This window comes from Alkalinema pantanalense CENA528, from assembly GCF_050753345.1.
GTDB lineage: Bacteria > Cyanobacteriota > Cyanobacteriia > Leptolyngbyales > Leptolyngbyaceae > Alkalinema > Alkalinema pantanalense.
In genome coordinates, this window is sequence record NZ_JBLZFX010000042.1 from 1 (window position 1) to 16,586 (window position 16,586).

Below are 16,586 nucleotides of genomic sequence, written 5' to 3' on the forward strand. Positions count from 1 at the left end.
CCCTCCTACCCTTTTACTCTCCTACCCCCTACCCAATTGGGATTTTATTTATACGCTGTTCCCTTACCACCGCCTACCCTCCTACCCTACGACCCATTCACTTGGCACTGGGTTGATACACTCTTTCCTGCGCGCGATCGTGCTCCCGACGATCGTGTTCTCGGATTTCTTCCAGGGTTTTCCAACCGGGGAACCAACGGCGGCGATCCTTCAATACCTTGGCATTAATCCAAAACCGCACCGGAGGGTTGCCGCAGGAAGATTCCAATTCTGCAAAAACCCATTCCCCTTCATTTTTGCGATTGACGACCTGAAAATGCCGCCAGCCAAAGGTTTCCTCCCGCGCTGTCCATTTGGAACCCACTAAATGCGGGAACTTTTGTTTATTTGGCATGATCTAGTCCTCCAAACACAAAGTAACATGGAGTGTCCTAAGGGATACCCTGCTGGCTCTGGATAAAATCTTATGAAGTCCCTGAAATTAACGACGATCGCGGTACTGATGACGCTAACCGGGGCAACGGCTGCGGTTGCCGAGAACTTGGAGCATACCCGTCAACTGTTGGCGACGAAGCAATGTACGGGCTGTGATTTGAGTGGAGCGGGGTTGGTTCTCTCCCAACTGCAAGGGGCCAACCTGCAAGGGGCCAACCTGCAAGGGGCTAACCTCAGCCAGTCCAACTTGACAGGTGCTGATCTCAGCAATGCCCAACTGACGGGCAGCAGTCTTGCTGGGGCTAACTTGGCTGGGGCTAACTTGGCTGGGGCTGATCTTCGAGGAGTGGATCTGCGGGGAGCCTTTTTGGGGGGCGCAAATCTACAAAATGCCCGCTTAGAGGGAACTAGTTTGGAGGCGGCGATCGCGATTCCTGAGGGGGTCGTCAACTATCAAGAGTTTTACCGTTGGGCCATAGCCGCTGGGCAATCGAAACGGTTTGAGGTGGCGATCGGTCATTTTGACCAAGCAATTTCCCAAAAATCTGACTACGCTCCAGCTTGGTTAGGCCGAGGAGCGGCTAAGGTGGAATTGGGTCAAAATAAAGCGGCGATCGAAGATCTGGAAAAAGCGATCGAATTGTTCAACACTCAAGGGGATAAGGCTAGCGCGGAGTCTACACAAAAAGTGGTACAAGCGCTCAAGAATCCACCGAGAGAAAAGAATTACTCTGGTATTGGTCAAAGCGTTCTCGGCTTAATGGGAATGCTGTTGCGATACTTCGTTGCATTCTAGTCGCGATCTAGACTAACAAGTTGATGTGGAAGCGTGATGTTGGAGCAAGCGATTGCAAAGATGCTCGATCGACCATTCTCTTTAGAAATCGACTGAGTTGATCTGTTCTTGCATCGCTTCCAATTGTTCTAGCGAATGTTCCGTAATCCGCTCCCTCCTGAGAATTCGCTGAATCACCATCTTCTCCAATGAAAACCCAGTTATCACGGCACTAATCATGGAGTTGGAATCTCAGAGACGTAATGTTTGAGAGGTTTCTTGGATATGCCGAGGAGCAGTTGAACAAGGAGAAATCATTTTGAATGAATTAGATTTGTTCATATGCATTTTACTGGAGGGATGAATTGATGTTTCCACCTCCACTAGATCGTCGGCAAGTCTTAAAGGTTACTTTATGGCTATGTGTTCCTAGCTCTGCAATTGTTCATCTGTCAATCTTCTTGATGGTAAGATTTAGTCCCATGTGGGTTCCATCAATGAGAGATTTAGTAGGTATTACCACCATAGGTGTAGTCTTTGGTTTAGTTAAGGCCCTATTCATTAGTGCTGTTGCCTATCAGTTTAAGCCAGCTTGGAGACGACCAATGATTCTAGGAAGTGTAATAGTGCTCACCTTGTTAGAGGGGCATTTGTTATACGAACTATGGACAGCTTCATTCCCGTTTGGTGTTACAGAGAATCATCGAATCTTAAGCTGATACATTTGAATTGAGTTAGTTCATGTTCAGTAACTCACATTAATTTGTAATTGCTAAGTTTTTAATCTCCAATTGTTTCTTGGAAAGATATTCGATCGACCATTCTCTTTAGCGATCGACTGAATTGATTTGTTCTTGCATCGCTTCCAGTTGTTCTAGCGAATATTCCGTAATCCGCGCGATCGTCTCTAGGGCTAAGCCTTCCTGCAACATCTTCATCGCCAGGATCCGCCGTTCCTCTTCCTGCCCTTCTGCGCGACCTTCCATACGACCTTCTGCGCGGCCTTCTGCCTTGAGTTCCGATTCCCACTCTTGATAAATCACCGATTCCCGCATCACGTCCCTCCTGAGAATTCGTTGAATCACCGTCTTCTCCAATGATAGCCCAGCCATCACGGCACTGCTGACGGTCAGATTGCTCCGCTCGGTGAGATCGTCAATCTCATCTAACCGCTGTGCCACTTCCCGCAGTACCGCTTCCCGATCGTTCGTTTTCGTCAACACTGCGTAGGGCAATAATCCGGGGCGTTGTAGGAAGGGTTCCGGGGGTTGCTCCCACAGTCGCACCACTTGGAACTCACGGCGGAACTGATTGCCTGCAAATTGTGTCACGTAAACCCAGTCAGAAGCCGTTTCTCTCAAGTACACAACCACTTGTACTAAGGAACGATCGGGGTATTTTCGGTAAATCCGTAGGGCGTAGTCGGCCATGCGAAAGGGCAAATCCCGATCGGAGTTGGTTTGAAATTCGCAGTGGACAATGACTTGTTGGGATTTCAATAAAATCACCGAATCCGCTCGAATCAGCTCGATCTACAATTCGGTGGGTTGTAATTTAGTCGAAGAGATTAGTTCTTCAAACGACTAGGTAGTTCTCATCAAACTGTAAAGCAATTAATTTTCTCGATCGTTGCTAGTATGGAGCAAATGAAATATGGCAAGAGCAATCGCTGCTCGCAATCAGGGAGATGATTACCAAGCAAGGTGGTTTTGGCTTCAGGTCTGCCGTCTATTTCATTCTCATACCAAGGTTACCCGTGTTGTATACGAGGATGACAGCGCCAAATCATTTGATGATGTTGTGGTCTATTTTAACGGGATGCGCGATAGTGAAGGGAACTCAGTTCAAGCTGAATACTATCAAGTCAAGTTTCATGTCACATCTAACGGAGCATTGACGTGTCAGAGCCTACTAGACCCTGACTTCATCAACGCCACTTCTATCTCCCTACTGCAAAGACTCAAGGCGGCTCAGGAGCAACATGCCCCTTCTGGAACAGAGGCTCACTTCATTCTCTATACTCCTTGGGTAATCCATCCTGATGATTTACTCGCAGGTGTCCATTCCCTAGGGGATGGGCGCTTGGATTGGTCTCGATTGGCTAAAGGAGGACCGAGATCACAACTTGGAAAAGTCCGTGCAGCTTGGCGTGAACACCTAGAATTGTCTACAGATGAACAACTTAGACGAGTTCTCCGCCCCCTCAGACTAAGGCAGGGCCCCCCCTTAAAAAAACTGGGCGAAGAACTGAATGGTGCCCTCGTTCGTGCTGGTCTAAGTCCTGTGGATGAAAGTTCCCTGATTTATCCCTATGATGAGCTTACCCGCAAACTTTTACAGAATGGCAAGATAGACTTCGGGCGTGCTGATGTTGAAAACATTTGTAGACGGGAAAATCTATGGGTGGGAAGTCATATGAGTTCTCAAGATACTTATCAAATTGGTATTCGTAGCTTTCTGCGTTGGGCTGAGTATCTTGAAGACGAAACAGATGCAATATTGGATTTAGTTCCTTGGTTTGATGGCCGCAAGATTCAATCCGAGCAACTGTGGCAACAACTCATTTATCCAAAAATAGAACAGTTCCTGTCTCGTACGTTGCGACCGTCACAACAATGCGATCTTCATCTTCATGTTCATACATCGATCGCCTTTGCTGTCGGATATTGTTTGGATACCAAGTCAGGAATTAATGCTGCAGTTGTGCAATCAACTCGCGCAGGACGAGAGGTTTGGCGGCCATCTTTACAACCTAAACCCAATCAATATCCTACCTGGCATTTTAGGAGCGATGTAGTTTCAGAAAATGCACCAGACGTGGCCATCGCCTTGGGCATCACTCATGACATTAGTTCAGATGTTCGATTTTGTGTCGAGCAACGTGATCTCCCCGTCCACCGCATAATTACGTGTACATTACCGACTGGGGCAAGTCAGGGAGCAATTTTGGATGCCGACCATGCCAAACTGCTAGCGGAACAGTTATCTGTGCATCTTAAAAGCGATCGATCGCCCAAGGAACGCCAAGGCGTACTACATATATTTATTGCTGCTCCCAATGCCCTTGTCTTTTTTATTGGTCAAACGGCTCGTAGCTTTGGGTCATGCATTCTTTATGAGTATGACTTTGATAGTAATGAACCTGGAGCCTATGAGTCATCATTGGCCTTTCCACCTGTAAAGCACGCTACATAAGGTGTACTTCGCCTAAAAATTTATTGTTGACCCACACAAATGGTATGAGTTCTCATATACTATAGTACATGGCTGTAATCAGCCGATCGTCACTTCGAAAATTAGGAATCTAAAAATTCATGGAGTTGCCCACTTACTTTAAGGACTTTCTCGCCAAGATTCGTCCCCAATCTGAACACATTAGTGACTATATCAAAGGTCACAAAACCCTACGGGATAGGCTTAATAGCTTCGATTTTGGTGCTGACATTATTGTCGTAACATTTTTGCAGGGTAGTTATCGCCGTGCAACAGCCATCCGTCCTCATAATGGCAAGAGAGCCGATATTGATGTGATTGTTGTGACCAGACTCAGTGAGGATGACTATACTCCTCAAGAAGGTTTGGATGTGTTTCTTCCATTTCTTGATAAGTTTTATGCAGGAAAGTATAAACAGCAGGGTAGATCATTCGGCATCGAGCTTTCGTATGTTGATTTGGATCTAGTAATAACTTCAGCTCCATCAGAGGCAGAAATTGGCATTCTTCAAGCGGAAAGCGTGCGCTCCGATTCTACTCCTGAAACTGAAGGAGCTGAAGATTGGCGCTTCAATCAGTTTTGGTTACCTCTGGAGAAGCAGCTTTCACTCTCCTTTAATGAAAGACAAGATCGTATAGATGCAGCAAGCCAAGCGCCAGAGTGGAAGCTAAATCCCCTGCGGATTCCAGATTGTGATACAGAGGAATGGCAGGATACCCATCCATTAGAACAAATTCGATGGACATGGGAGAAGAACCGGAATTGTAATAGTCACTATGTCAATGTCGTCAAAGCTATAAAATGGTGGAGAAGAGAGAAGCACCAAACACCTAAATATCCCAAAGGATACCCAGTTGAGCATTTAATTGGAGAATGTTGCCCTGATGGAATTACCTCTGTTGCGGAAGGTGTTACCAGAACACTACATAACATTGCTATAGACTACCAATGTTATGTAGATCAGAACCAAACCCCAGAGCTTATGGATCGAGGTGTTCCATCACATAATGTGTTCAAAAGGGTTACTCCAGAAGATTTTACCGAATTTCATAGTCAGGTATGTGAAGCTGCAAACATTGCACGTCAGGCGCTTGATGAACAAGATCTGAAGATTAGCGTTGAGCGATGGCAGCAGCTATTTGGTAAGGAGTATTTTCCAGATCCACCGCAAAATAGCGGTGGTTATACACCACGAAGAGATGTCACACGGGTAGAAGGGGGGCGATTTGCTTAGTGAGTCAGACACCTATTCCAGAATCGCTTCTAGCAGCACGACGAAATCTTGATGCTATCTCTTCAGTCTCAATTCTTGCTGACTGGGTGTGGAAGGAGGAATATGGAGTATGGGTACTTCATGCCCAGATTAAGATTGAGTCCGCTAGTAAAACCATCGTACCTAAGACCACAGAATGGTATATTCTGGCATCTCCGCATTATCCAGCAGGAGAGATTGACTTCTATCCATCGAAGAAGAATGGATTAACCAAGACGTTTCAACACCAAAGTTTTAATGGGATAGGGAAAGCATCCTGCCCATGGCGAGAGGGGAAGCTGTGTCTCAGTACACCTCTAAAAGTGTTGGGATGGCATAGTCATGATGTTGAGCCACATGATTTTCATTGGAGGCTGCACTGGCACTTTAACAGGGCTATTGAGTGGTTAAAGGCCGCATCAGAGGGCACTCTTGCCCCTCCAGGAGATCCTTTTGAGTTACCTGATTTCCCTTTGAGAGCATCTACTAGAGTGGTTTTTACCGAGGGAGAGGAATCGTTTGCACAATGGCAACAGATTCCTGTCATGGCTGGAGTTGTTGATTTAACACCTTTAGAGCACGATCGAAATACCTTTGCTGTTACATCATTCAAGTCTATTCGATATCAGGAGCTACTACGGCCAAGATGGGGAAAAACTATAAGCGATAAGGCTTCTGACGACATTAATGGGATTTGGATTCGGCTAAATCGAATTCCTGTCTTGGAACCTTGGCAGGTTCCATCAACCTGGAATGAATTGCGAGATGTCTGCCAAGGCCAGCAGATTGAGCTTGATAAGCACCTGATGGAAATATTCCACTCGATTCGAGATGGGAAACGTCATTTGCTCCTTTTAGGATTTTCCATTCCGTCAGAAATTGGAGGTTCTGTTTCACAGATGTACTGGCAGCCTATTGAGCTGCCTATTCTCTCCCATGGGCAAAAGACGGCTAAGGGCTTTAGGACAAATGAGCAGGGATACTGGCGGCGCGATCGTATTGAACTTCTCGATGGGCCAGTGCCTTTGATGTGGGCGGCAACAGAGAATTGGCATAGTGACCAAATATCAACTCGTGGGAGGTTCGCAAAAACACTAACCAATCAAAGTTTTTTAGTCATTGGCGGTGGAGCAGTCGGTTCGATCGTATCCGAGCTGCTAATTCGAGGAGGTGTTCAAAAAATTGCTTTATTGGATTCAGATAGACTTGAGATTGGTAATCTATCACGGCATACGCTTGAGATGGATTCGCTTGGAAAGGGCAAAGCTGGTGAAATTGCCAAACATCTTAACCAAACATCACCACATGCCAAAGTTGAATCTATTAATTGTGCATTTCCTTTGGTGAGTGAGGAGCAGAACAGGTTCCTTCAGCAATTTGAGGTGATTTTAGACTGTACGGGAAGCGATTCAGTTCTTACTCATCTGGAACAGTTTGCATGGGAGAGTAAGAAAGTTTTTGTCTCAATTTCACTTGGAATGGCTGCCAAGCGACTGTTTTGTTTCGTTGCTCAAGGCAAACACTTTCCCTCTCTCGCTTTCGGGGAAAAAATTGAGCCTTGGTTAGAGAAAGAACGACAAGAGCATCAAGATGTGAAGCTGCCTTGGGCAGGTGTAGGGTGCTGGCATCCTGTATTTCCAGCAAGGGCTGATGATGTGTATCTATTAGCTTCTGTGGGCGTAAAGCATCTCGATTCAATATTTGATGCTGACTCAATCCATGACTCTTTAGTGGTTTTTGAGCAGATTTACCGTGACAATAAATTCTGTAGAGTTCAGCAGGTAGATCTTTATGAAGCCCAAAGCTAGTTTAGAGTTTATTTCAAGCGACAACAAATTTGGCTTGAAAGTTGAGAAGAAAGAGGTTTCTAAAATACTAAAGATTTGCCGAAGTGCTGGCAAAAAGGAGGTTGGTGGCATATTAGTTGGAACATATGATGAAACACATCAATTTGCTCTAGTAAAGGATATATCTGGCGCTCCTTCAGATTCAAAACAAAGCCGAAGCTCTTTTTATCGTGGGATACAAGGACTTCAGAATTTGTTGAATAAGTTCTGGGCTAAACAGCAGTATTTTTATCTTGGAGAATGGCACTTTCATCCGTATGCCTCATCTGATGCCAGTCTATGCGATATTGAGCAGATGAAGGCAATTGCCGTATCAGAGAATTATAATTGTCCAGAGCCAATTTTGATCATCTGCGGTGGAAAGGTTGATGAAGAATGGGATATGGCTGCTTATGTCTTTCCACGTAACCAGGAGTGGATTAAATTAGACGGGGTTTAGTTTTTTTTAGCAGCAGCTTCATGGACAAAAAAGTAGTTCTAATAGCTGCAACATCTCACGCGATGTTAAACACCCTTAGAACTACGCAATAAAAACGACCAATCAACACAGCCTCCCGTGGAAACTGCACAGGAGCAATAGATCTATGACAAGACTCAATTTGCAATCTGTAAATGAGCGATCGGCAGTTGCCAGCCTGCAATTAGTAACTATCAGCCCCTGGAATCGAATCCGGTTCTAGGTCAAACTGCTCTAAGGATGCATCGCGGATTGCCTGCCAGCAATAGAATAATTCTTCGCCTTGCAGATCCTTGGTTCTAAATTCTTGGATTGCTTGGTCAAGCTCTTGTAGCGTGTGTAGCGTTTTCGGCGTGGCAGTAGACTTTGATGTGTCAGCCATGAGAATAACCTCCGGGGATGAGTGACAAGACTAAATGGTACGAATCGGACTAGCGTTGCCAGTAATGTTGCGAACCAAATATTACAAACCAATGGGTGTCTAGGGAACTCACAGAAGTGTATTAGAAAAACTAAATACGACCCCTTGGGTCACAGTATAACTAAAAAAGTCTTTCGCTGAAGTATTAAAAATAACGTCGTACTTTATTAATTCGAAGTTAATTCGAACTTACGGTTGATTTTAGGGGGATCCCCCTGGGGTTCAGTATTGAAAGATACAAAAATCAAAGAAACTTGTCGATCGTTAATTTTTTAATGTTAGACAGAACAAATGATAGGGACTCCGTAAATTCAGAACGGATCTCACTCAAAATCAGTAGAACCTGTGGCATCTTAGCGATCCCTGCCTGCATGATGGGTGCCCCCCACGGGTTCCCTGATGGTGTACCGTTATGAATGGATAGACTCAAAGACCTATATAGATATGTCACCCGCCTGGAACCGTCGGCACGTTCTTTCACTCTCAGATTTCGCACCCTGGGAGTACAACACCGTCCTACAAACCGCCAACAGTTTTCGTGAAGTCCTGTCGCGGCGCACGAAGAAAGTTCCCACTCTTCAGGGACAGGTGGTCACTAATTTATTCTTTGAGCCGTCCACCCGCACCCGCAGTAGCTTTGAACTGGCCGCCAAACGGTTGTCTGCCGATACCCTCAACTTTGCACCAGGGAGTTCTTCTCTGACCAAGGGGGAAACGATTCTGGATACGGCGAAAACCTATTTGGCCATGGGTACCGATCTGATGGTGATTCGGCACAAGGAGGCCGGGGTTCCCCATGCGATCGCGGCGGAAATGGATCGGCTTAATTCGGGCGTTGGGGTGTTGAATGCGGGAGACGGCCAGCACGAACACCCCTCCCAAGCATTGCTGGATCTGTTTACCCTGTGTGCGTTGCTTGATCCCGCGAATCCGCGTTTGGAACTGCTACAAGGCAAGAAGATTGCGATCGTGGGGGATATTCTGCATTCGCGGGTGGCGCGATCGAACCTGTGGAGTCTAACGGCGAGTGGGGCGGAAGTACACCTAGCCGCGCCGCCGACCCTGTTGCCCAAACAGTTTGCGGATTACGTGAAAGCGTCCGGTGCGGAGGATTCCGCTGACGGGATCGATCGTAAATTATTTATCCATTGGGAGCTGGAGCCAGCGCTGCAAGCTGCCGATTTTGTGATGACGTTGCGCTTGCAAAAGGAGCGGATGACGAGTCATCTTCTGCCCAGTTTGCGGGAGTATTACCAGCACTTTGGTATTACGCGGGAACGGTTGCAGCAATGCCAGCCCTACGTGAAAGTGATGCATCCTGGGCCGACTAATCGGGGCGTGGAGATTACGTCGGATATCATGGATGATCCGGAGATGAGTTTGATTGCGGAACAGGTGACGAATGGGGTGGCGGTGCGGATGGCGCTGTTATATCTGATGGGGGGTGGTAAAGCTTAGGGAACAGCGCATAGGTAGGAGGGTAAAAGGGGAAAGGTAAAAGGGGAAAGGTAAAAGATAAAAGGTAAAAGGTGAAAGGTAAAAGGTAAAAGGGGTAGGAGGGTAGGGGATATTATTTTTTGGTAAATCCCTTAGTAAATGGTTGGTCTGGAGAGATTGCTTCAGATTCTTGGTGTCTGTTTAAATTTCAACGTTGGACGATCGAACCTATGCAGCAATTGACAATGATTCGCCCGGACGACTGGCATTTGCATTTGCGGGATGGGGATGCGCTGAAGGCGGTGCTGCCCCATACGGTGCGGCAGTTTGCGCGGGCGATCGTGATGCCGAATTTGAAGCCTCCGGTGCGGACGGTGGAGGAGGCTGCGGCTTACCGCGATCGGATTGTGGCGGCGATTCCGGCGGGGCAGTCGTTTGAGCCGCTGATGACGCTGTATCTGACGGATAATACTGCGCCGGAGGATATTGTTAAGGCGAAGGAATCGCAGTTTGTTAAAGCGGTGAAGTACTATCCCGCTGGGGCGACGACGAATTCTGACTCCGGGGTGACGGATATTCGTAAGTGCGATCGGGTGTTTGAGGCGATGCAGGTGGTGGATTTACCGCTGTTGCTGCATGGGGAAGTGACGGATAAAAGTGTGGATGTGTTCGATCGGGAGAAGGAGTTTATCGATCGCTATTTGCAACCTTTGCGTCAACGCTTTCCGAAATTGCGAATTGTCTTTGAGCACATCACAACTGCGAATGCGGTGGAGTTTGTTTTAGCAACGGATAAGATTGCGGCGACGATTACGCCCCAGCACTTGCTGTTTAATCGTAGTGATATTTTCCAAGGGGGTATTCGGCCCCATTGGTATTGTTTACCGATTTTGAAACGGGAGGAGCATCGGTTGGCATTGCTGAAGGCGGCGACTTCGGGAAATCCTAAGTTTTTCCTGGGGACGGATAGTGCGCCCCATGGCCGCGATCGTAAGGAGAGTGACTGCGGTTGTGCGGGGTGCTATTCGGCGTTGCACGCGCTGGAACTGTATGCGGAAGCCTTTGAGAGTGTGGAGGCTTTAGATAAGTTGGAGGCGTTTGCCAGTTTCTATGGCCCGGATTTTTATCAATTACCGCGCAATACGGACAAAATTACCTTGAGTAAAACCGACTGGACAATCCCAGCGGAAGTCCCGTTCCCTGACTCGAATTTGGTGCCGCTGCGGGCTGGCGAGAAAATGTCCTGGCAAGTGCTGTAATCAGCGGAAATCTACTCTTAAGCCATGATTTTGTTGACGATACACAGGACTTTATCGGGACAGTTGGGAACGGGAATGGGTTTGCTCCATGATCCTACTTCTGTGACACCGAGGGTATGTTGCCGCAGGATATGTGCTCTCACGTTATCTGGGGTGCCAATGACGAGAAGGGTGAGAATGCGAGGATCGGCATTGTTGAAACGATCGAGGTTGATGAGGGGATTAGTCATGATGGTTGGTTTCTGGGTGTGATAGGGGTTGCAAACGTTGAGAACGGAGCGGTTACTGTGTTCAAAATATGCATGGCAAAGTAGAGGGGGCTAGTAGAGTAAAATGGCTTCTAGCCTCCAGAATGGCGATGTCAGGCTTGGGGGTAACTAATTTGTGTTGATGTTGTTTAGGGCAAGATGACCGACTCCGAACTGATTACGGTTTCGGAAGCTTCTGAGTTATCCGGCTATACGCCTCAGCACGTCAGGCTATTGATTCGGCAGGGGCTGATCAAGGCCCGTCGTGCAGGGGGAATCTGGCTGGTGGAGGCTTCCAGTCTACGCAATTATCTAGAGAGTGCTCCGAAGCCAGGGCCGAAACCTGAAGCTTCAGAGGAATAGTCATATTCTAAAAGGAATATAATTCATTATGGCATTGTTGGCTTGAAAGTCAAGTGTTGAGGTCAGGCACTTCTGATCTTGGCTATTGGAGCTTTGAAGGAAAAATTTCGTGTTCTGAGGCTCACGTTTTAAGGTTTGATGCTGACGATCGCGGTTCTGAGGTTAAAGTTCGGAGTCCAAAGGTCAAAGTTCCTTGTGTTGCAAGCAATGCTCCGCAAACGGAAGTCCAAGTTCCGGCTTCCAAGCACAGATACTGGAGTTCAAAGATCGAAGTTTTGTGCTCGAGGGGCGGAATTTTGTGTTTTTGGGTTTAAATGGGGAGGATGGGAGGGCGATCGTTGGGTTATCTCTACTGGGTATCCAGCATCAGAGCACGAAAGCCTGCTTGAACAAAGTGACGATCGCCTGTGACAGCATCAGTCAAGTCATGCTGCTGCATGACGATGAAGGAAATACAGTCAGTCAAGCCCCAAGTTTTATCAGGACGGGATTGGTAGAGGGCGAGAGCTTGCATCAGGAGTTCGGTATTAACGCTGACAATCTTGATATTGTCGGTTCGATAGCACTGTTGAATAAATTGAACGGCTCCATTGCGATTGAATGCACTCAAGGCGTTGCCGACTTCCGCAAAGATGGCTTCTGTAATCCAGACTTCGGAGGCTGCACGAATGCGGGGAAACAGTTGTTTTGCCCGGTTGTGGTAATCGTCGCGGGGATTGAGCAAGGCTTGAATGAATGCGGTGTCGAGAAACAGACGCTCATTACTCATAAATCGGTTTCCTGATGTTTGGGTGTGCCGTAAAGGTAATGATCGTGTTCGGCTGACCAATCGGCAGGAGCTTCAACAGTTCCGGTAAGGGATTCCAGGACATCCCAAGCATTACTAGAAGTTTGTGAATGTTGCTGTCGAAGAGTGGTGACAAATTGTAGAACTTGTTGTTGCAAGTCATCGGACAAGTTATTCATCTCTTCAATAACTTGTGTAATAATTGGGCTACTCATTTGTATTACTCCTGATATTAGAGACAATATATTGCTTGATCAATTATTTCTGAAAAATTTATATTATTAAGCGTCATTAATGAGAGAAGAACTATGCCATGCATTAAAAAAATCTGGATAGCTTAGATATTGGGAACAATGCCAAATAATCTTATAAATAAGTTGCCATCGAAAATCTTGACTTTCTAAGTTATAGAATAAATCATCTTGACCATCTCTCCAGCAAGATTTTAGGCTCTGAATAATTTGACAAAGTTGAGATTTCTTCTTCATACTACATAGTTTTTCTGTCGCATCTATCACACTAAGCCAGTTATCAGATTGTTTAACTTGATCAATTAAGTTATTCAAGTCAAATTCTTGCTTATTAAGTTCCATAGGTATTTCCAATTCTAAATGCTTTTGACTATGGATCTTAGCTATTACACTCTGATGTTTAGCACGCTGTGTAGGTAATAGTTTTTGGCTATAGCCAATCTGTAATATTTCTCTTGTTTTAATGCTTGTTTCTCCTAGCATTTCTAACGTAATTGCGATATACCAGCGAGTTTTTGGGTCAGGGCACTTATCAAGTAGCTGAATCAAAAATTTTCTTGTCATCTTATTATCTATATTCAGTCGAATAACTCTAATAGCATTTTGGCTAATTGGACTGAGAAATAAAAACCATTTCCCTTTATTACCGAATCCAAATGCATACTCTACAGTTTTTGATAGCGTAAGCTCTAGTTCAGAATAATCACGAAACTCTTTAATACCTTCCACAGCCAAGAAATACGCTCTAAAAGAATGTATTCCGGCACAAGTATCTTGAAAATTCATTAATTGCCGAATTAGGTTCTCTCTATTTTGGTTGCCAACCTGCTTACTTTGGTTGCTAACTTGAGGTAGACCTAGCCAAAAAAGTACTACTTCAATCCACTGAGGTTCAAAGATTCTGTAACATTCATCCTCTTCTACCAAATTCTCACTACTTTGATCAGTATCTTTAAAAGGTAAGAAATAATGCCCATCATCGATCACCAATGCCGCAAAATATTCCTGAAACGTAGGATGGAGGAAAGCATAAACTCGCTCAAGCGGATTTTCTTCTGCAACACCGATACGATTGAGACAATTAAGTTTTAGAGCAAGATCAAATAGGGAATCCTTGTCATTGGCAGCACCGAGAAACTGATTGACAAACTTCTCTCGTAAACGGAAGCGAGAACTTTCCTGATCAATTGCTTCTTTTGCTAGTTCCCCTAAAGCCTGGTTCAATTCATCACGCTTCTCTGTACTTAATTGTATTGGAACCTTGCCCTTGTTCCATTCATAAAACGTATCCACAAACCACTCATACAGCCCAGCTTTTGTTTCCGGGAGTTCACCTTGCCGTAATTGCCAACTGTAACAAAGCAAGGTTAAGCGCAACGGATTTTTTACCATATCTCGAATCCGTTCTTTGCCTGGTTGCTCTAACGCCACCTTAAGTTTCTGCCGTAATGCTGGTTCAGTCGCGAACCATTTATCAACAAGCTGATGCACTTCGGTTGGATACTCAAAATCTAGATTGCGGTACACATCGAAACCATCAAGGGCATTCTTCCCCGCATCCCACACATTTAACCGACAGGTTAGAACAACTCGCACATTCTGCAACCAGCCCTCACGCATCTGAGTAGCAATTTGGTGAAGTGCATCCGAAATTGCCATTTCATCTACACCATCCAACAATAACCAGACTTTCCCAGTTTTCAACAGTTGTCCCAGTTCCTCTCGATGCTCTGGCGAAACTTCTAGCTCTCCTATTGCTGTTTGCAACCAGTCACTCAGTAAATACTCTCTTAGTTTTCTTTCTCTTACTTCCGCTAAAGGAATCCAAATGGGTATCCCATCGGTTTCCTTCAGAATCCAATCTCCAATTTTCTGGAGTTGGGTTGTCTTTCCAGCTCCAGGTTCCCCAATAATTGCAATACGCTTTCCCTGACTATACTTACTTTGCTGTTGCCGCAATACTTGTTCAAAAAAGTCATCTTGGCTAATAGGTGTAATCTTCTCCTCGTAGAGTTCCGAACCCTTCTCTGCTGAGGCCCCATCATTAGAGCGATACTTTGACTGCTCTCGTCTCTCTACTACTCCTAGCGGTACAAAGATTTTATCCAGTTGAAAGCGAACTCCACTCCGCCCCATTAAAGCATTCGTTGTTAATCCTTTCCAAAAGCTTAGCGGATTTCTGCAAATTTCCCGCCAGTTAATTTCATAGTCCTGACGGTTAACTAGGAGGGTAGCTACTTGCTCTATCTCAGTTGATGATGAAGGAGGTAATCCAAAAATCTCATTTCTTTGCGTAACACTTAGGCAACGAGCTACTTCCCAAAGATAGTCATTGCTCCAGCAATCAATTTCAATATCAGGATACTGCTGCCGTTTTTGTTGTAGAGTCCGCTTGATATCTGCGGTGGTGCCTCGTCTAGCATTGTAGACAAATACCCATTTCTTAAGAATGTCCTGCCAATGCTGTACAGCACCCTCAAGATCTTCATCAATCTTCTTTTGAACTTCAGCCTGCTTTAACTCATCGGGTGAGTAAACCTGAAAAATTATTCCTTCAGCCTCGATTAACCCATCACATTTACGATCGCCATATTTGCCATAAGGACGAACACGCTCAAATTTTCCTGGCTGAGCCCTGACCATAATGGCTTCAAAGAGATTTTGAAAATCATCACCACTTGCCCGGAGACACCGATTCTCAAATTTGAGGTAATGATAATCGGTGGCTGGGGCATACTCGTTAGGTCTGCTCTTTGAAGATTCACCCATATGGTTTGTTGAGCCGTGTTCCTGCTGCTAATGAGTATTTTAGCGATTTCAGAGAGAGATCGCTCTCCAACCCTCGTCTTCCAACATCAGAACTCAATAAATCAAGCTCTGATCACGAAGCTTCGACCTCAGAACTCTAAACTCCGACCTTTTTGCCTAAAAAACGAAGCCCAGAACTCGGAACGTCGATTAGATTCCTCCAACTTCCAAGCTCTGAGCATCAATTGTGAACCTTGCTACGCAACGCTTCACAAACAGAAGTTTAACTGTCAAACGTTTTGCTAAACCGTTGCCTCTCCACTCTTCACCGCTGCCTCCTGACTCTTCGCCTTCCGAGGCTTCCGGGCAAACCGTTGCCCCATCTCACTCACCACCGCATCCATCCCACCCACATTTCCACTCGCCTTCGCGTAGCTATACACCTGCAACGCCGCCGCATACGCCTCACTACCCACCGCAAGGCAAGTATCATCCAACAACTCCTGCAACTGCGTCATCGACAGCAACAACGGATACAACGCCTCAAAAAGCTGCACATCCTTCCGCAACTCCTCCAAATCAAACGATCGCGGTAAAAAATCCGGATTCTGCGTCGCCACCTCCAACGCCTTACTGACAAACGCCCGACTCTTATCCCCCATCTTGGGTAGAGCCTTCCGCTCCTCCGCACTCAAATCCACCAAAAACGGCAGCTTCTCCTTAATTGTGGCAACCGCCGCCAACACCGCCTCCCGATCGGCCTGCGTCATCGTTGCACTAATATTCGTGGCCATTGTAGACTACTCCCTGTACGGGTTTACGCCTCTAGAATGCCCAGATTCTCCCACCAAAATCCTGATTCCCTTTGGGTGGAATCATAAACTCGAACTTTGTGAGCGAGATTGCAGCATTCACAGTCCCGGCCTCTGTGTTTACCAAAGGATAGGATGACTCGAAGGGGCCGATCGCGGGAAGACGCTTGCAACTTTTGCTGGGTTTCACGATTGATGTAAGGAACAAGCCGATCGTACTCCCTACCCACCGCAAGGCAAGTATCATCCAACAATTTCCCCACCAACTCAAAACTAGAAA

The 16,586-nt window shown here is 46.1% G+C and carries 17 protein-coding genes; 8 read left to right on the forward strand and 9 right to left on the reverse strand.

What is annotated here, in order from left to right; all coding sequences use genetic code 11:
- Positions 1–97: 97 nt before the first annotated feature.
- Entirely contained in the window at positions 98–394 is a 297-nt protein-coding gene (locus tag ACN4EG_RS14835) for a TIGR02450 family Trp-rich protein (RefSeq protein ID WP_431630552.1), read from the reverse strand.
- A 72-nt stretch (positions 395–466) separates the two neighbouring features.
- On the opposite strand from ACN4EG_RS14835, the gene ACN4EG_RS14840 reads away from it, so the two are divergent.
- Positions 467–1,231: a pentapeptide repeat-containing protein gene (locus ACN4EG_RS14840; protein WP_431630553.1), complete on the forward strand. Its 765-nt coding sequence runs from the start codon at positions 467–469 to the stop codon at positions 1,229–1,231.
- 806 nt (positions 1,232–2,037) lie between these two features.
- On the opposite strand, the gene ACN4EG_RS14845 is transcribed toward ACN4EG_RS14840, so the two are convergent.
- Positions 2,038–2,742 (reverse strand): Rpn family recombination-promoting nuclease/putative transposase, encoded by a 705-nt coding sequence (locus tag ACN4EG_RS14845; RefSeq protein ID WP_431630606.1) that lies wholly within the window; start codon positions 2,740–2,742, stop codon positions 2,038–2,040.
- Between the two features lie 121 nt (positions 2,743–2,863).
- Here ACN4EG_RS14845 and ACN4EG_RS14850 point away from each other — a divergent pair, with 121 nt between their 5' ends.
- From ACN4EG_RS14850 to ACN4EG_RS14865, 4 genes are all read left to right on the forward strand, one after another.
- Entirely contained in the window at positions 2,864–4,405 is a 1,542-nt protein-coding gene (locus ACN4EG_RS14850; protein ID WP_431630555.1) for an SAVED domain-containing protein, read from the forward strand.
- 119 nt (positions 4,406–4,524) lie between these two features.
- Positions 4,525–5,658 (forward strand): SMODS domain-containing nucleotidyltransferase, encoded by a 1,134-nt coding sequence (locus ACN4EG_RS14855; protein WP_431630556.1) that lies wholly within the window; start codon positions 4,525–4,527, stop codon positions 5,656–5,658.
- On the forward strand, positions 5,658–7,484 hold the full coding sequence (locus ACN4EG_RS14860) for a ThiF family adenylyltransferase (RefSeq protein ID WP_431630558.1): 1,827 nt from the start codon (positions 5,658–5,660) through the stop codon (positions 7,482–7,484). The genes ACN4EG_RS14855 and ACN4EG_RS14860 overlap by 1 nt, the downstream gene beginning before the upstream one ends.
- The gene (locus ACN4EG_RS14865; protein ID WP_431630559.1) at positions 7,468–7,962 is read left to right on the forward strand and encodes a Mov34/MPN/PAD-1 family protein; all 495 of its coding nucleotides are present in this window, start codon (positions 7,468–7,470) and stop codon (positions 7,960–7,962) included. Before ACN4EG_RS14860 ends, ACN4EG_RS14865 begins: the two co-directional genes overlap by 17 nt.
- Positions 7,963–8,164: 202 nt before the next feature.
- Here the strand turns inward: ACN4EG_RS14865 and ACN4EG_RS14870 are convergent, their stop codons facing one another.
- Positions 8,165–8,362, reverse strand: coding sequence for a hypothetical protein (locus ACN4EG_RS14870; protein ID WP_190577230.1), 198 nt, complete (start codon positions 8,360–8,362; stop codon positions 8,165–8,167).
- 438 nt (positions 8,363–8,800) lie between these two features.
- Between ACN4EG_RS14870 and ACN4EG_RS14875 the strand changes: the two genes are divergently transcribed.
- A complete protein-coding gene (locus ACN4EG_RS14875) occupies positions 8,801–9,859 on the forward strand; it encodes an aspartate carbamoyltransferase catalytic subunit (RefSeq protein WP_431630561.1) in 1,059 nt (352 codons plus the stop codon).
- A 209-nt stretch (positions 9,860–10,068) separates the two neighbouring features.
- Complete coding sequence (gene pyrC, locus ACN4EG_RS14880; RefSeq protein WP_431630562.1) at positions 10,069–11,097, forward strand: dihydroorotase; 1,029 nt, start codon at positions 10,069–10,071, stop codon at positions 11,095–11,097.
- Between the two features lie 17 nt (positions 11,098–11,114).
- Here pyrC and ACN4EG_RS14885 read toward each other — a convergent pair whose 3' ends face one another.
- Positions 11,115–11,327, reverse strand: coding sequence for a hypothetical protein (locus ACN4EG_RS14885; protein ID WP_431630563.1), 213 nt, complete (start codon positions 11,325–11,327; stop codon positions 11,115–11,117).
- A gap of 177 nt (positions 11,328–11,504) precedes the next feature.
- On the opposite strand from ACN4EG_RS14885, the gene ACN4EG_RS14890 reads away from it, so the two are divergent.
- Positions 11,505–11,708 carry a helix-turn-helix domain-containing protein gene (locus tag ACN4EG_RS14890; protein WP_431630565.1) on the forward strand — a complete coding sequence of 68 codons (204 nt, stop codon included), beginning with the start codon at positions 11,505–11,507 and terminating at the stop codon, positions 11,706–11,708.
- A 349-nt stretch (positions 11,709–12,057) separates the two neighbouring features.
- Here the strand turns inward: ACN4EG_RS14890 and ACN4EG_RS14895 are convergent, their stop codons facing one another.
- The 5 genes from ACN4EG_RS14895 to ACN4EG_RS14915 all read right to left on the reverse strand — a co-directional run bounded on the left by ACN4EG_RS14895 (position 12,058) and on the right by ACN4EG_RS14915 (position 16,557).
- On the reverse strand, positions 12,058–12,477 hold the full coding sequence (locus ACN4EG_RS14895) for a type II toxin-antitoxin system VapC family toxin (protein WP_431630567.1): 420 nt from the start codon (positions 12,475–12,477) through the stop codon (positions 12,058–12,060).
- Entirely contained in the window at positions 12,474–12,710 is a 237-nt protein-coding gene (locus tag ACN4EG_RS14900; RefSeq protein WP_431630568.1) for a hypothetical protein, read from the reverse strand. The genes ACN4EG_RS14895 and ACN4EG_RS14900 overlap by 4 nt, the downstream gene beginning before the upstream one ends.
- 66 nt (positions 12,711–12,776) lie before the next feature.
- Entirely contained in the window at positions 12,777–15,515 is a 2,739-nt protein-coding gene (locus ACN4EG_RS14905; RefSeq protein WP_431630571.1) for an NACHT domain-containing protein, read from the reverse strand.
- A 281-nt stretch (positions 15,516–15,796) separates the two neighbouring features.
- Positions 15,797–16,288 carry a hypothetical protein gene (locus ACN4EG_RS14910; protein WP_431630572.1) on the reverse strand — a complete coding sequence of 164 codons (492 nt, stop codon included), beginning with the start codon at positions 16,286–16,288 and terminating at the stop codon, positions 15,797–15,799.
- 23 nt (positions 16,289–16,311) lie between these two features.
- Positions 16,312–16,557 (reverse strand): hypothetical protein, encoded by a 246-nt coding sequence (locus ACN4EG_RS14915; RefSeq protein ID WP_431630573.1) that lies wholly within the window; start codon positions 16,555–16,557, stop codon positions 16,312–16,314.
- Positions 16,558–16,586: the final 29 nt, after the last annotated feature.